1 protein-coding gene is annotated in these 1,282 nt (G+C 47.5%); it reads left to right on the top strand.

Annotated elements, in window-relative coordinates:
- Positions 1–150: 150 nt before the first annotated feature.
- On the top strand, positions 151–1,282 hold a 1,132-nt coding region (locus ACKFKF_RS35065; protein WP_446871947.1), incomplete at its 3' end, for an RNA-guided endonuclease InsQ/TnpB family protein.

Genomic DNA, 1,282 nt, shown 5'->3' with positions numbered 1-1,282 from the left:
GATTTTCTCACAACTACTAACAATTGCTCATCTTTGAGAACTTGGAGCAACATCCGAATTGCGCCTGTCTTGGTGGCACCTGTTTTCTTGCAGTATGCTTCGAGTGCTGCAAAGTCTTCATCTGAAACCCGAAAATCTAATCGTTTAGACATGGTGTTTGTACGTTACTTGCTGTACGATGATATCATGCTCTTAGGATTCAAGACGGAACTCAAACTCAACCATCAGCAGCGTACCGACCTACTGAGACATTCTGGCGTGGCGCGTCATGCGTGGAATTGGGGACTCGGACTAACCAAACAAATCCTTGACCACAACCAAGCAAATCCAGAGAACAGAATTAAATTCCCTTCTGCAATTGACTTGCATAAATGGTTGGTGGCATTGGTGAAGCCTGAAAATCCCTGGTACTTTGAGTCCTCAAAATGTGCGCCTCAATATGCGTTGCGTGATTTGCGACTGGCTTGGGATAGGTGCTTTAAGAAAGTCTCAGGGGTTCCCAGGTTTAAGAAGAAAGGTAAAGGCGACTCATTTGAGTTGGACGGCACAATCAAGATTCGTGGGACTCGTCGAATTCAGGTTCCGAAACTTGGCATCCTGCGAACTTACGAAGACTTGCCGCAAGTGCCAGTCAAAAATGTGACGATTAGCCGCACTGCGAATCGTTGGTACATCTCGTTTCGCGTTGAGGTAGAACCAAGCGAGACGCTGAAAGCAGTTGATGTTGTCGGCGTTGACCTGGGTGTGAAGACACTTGCTACTTTATCGACAGGTGAAGTCTTTGAGGGCGCGAAATCGTATCGCAAACTTGAATCAAAACTATCCCGTTTGCAATGGCTCAATCGCCACAAACAGCGAGGATCAGCCAACTGGAAGAAAGCCCAAATCAGAATTGCCCGATTGCACCAACGGATTGCCAACCTCCGCAAAGACACGCTCCACAAGCTCACGACTTCTCTTGCCAAGAACCACAGCATGGTAGTCATTGAGGATCTTAATGTGTCTGGAATGATGGCAAATCACAAGCTTGCAAAAGCCATAGGTGATATGGGCTTCTATGAGTTCCGTCGGCAGTTGGACTACAAAACCAAGCTGTACGGGTCTGAACTCGTCATCGTAGACCGCTGGTTTCCATCCAGCAAGACTTGCTCGAATTGTGGAGCCAAAAAAGAAGCACTCACCCTCTCTGAGCGCGTGTTCACCTGTGAGCATTGCAGATTCAGTCAAGACCGAGATTTGAATGCGGCAATCAATTTGAAAAACGCGGGAAGCCATCCCGTGT

It is taken from the genome of Phormidesmis sp. 146-12 (genome assembly GCF_052939495.1).
The sequence above is the reverse complement of the archived record's forward strand: the minus strand, read 5'-3'. Positions and strand labels throughout refer to the sequence as shown.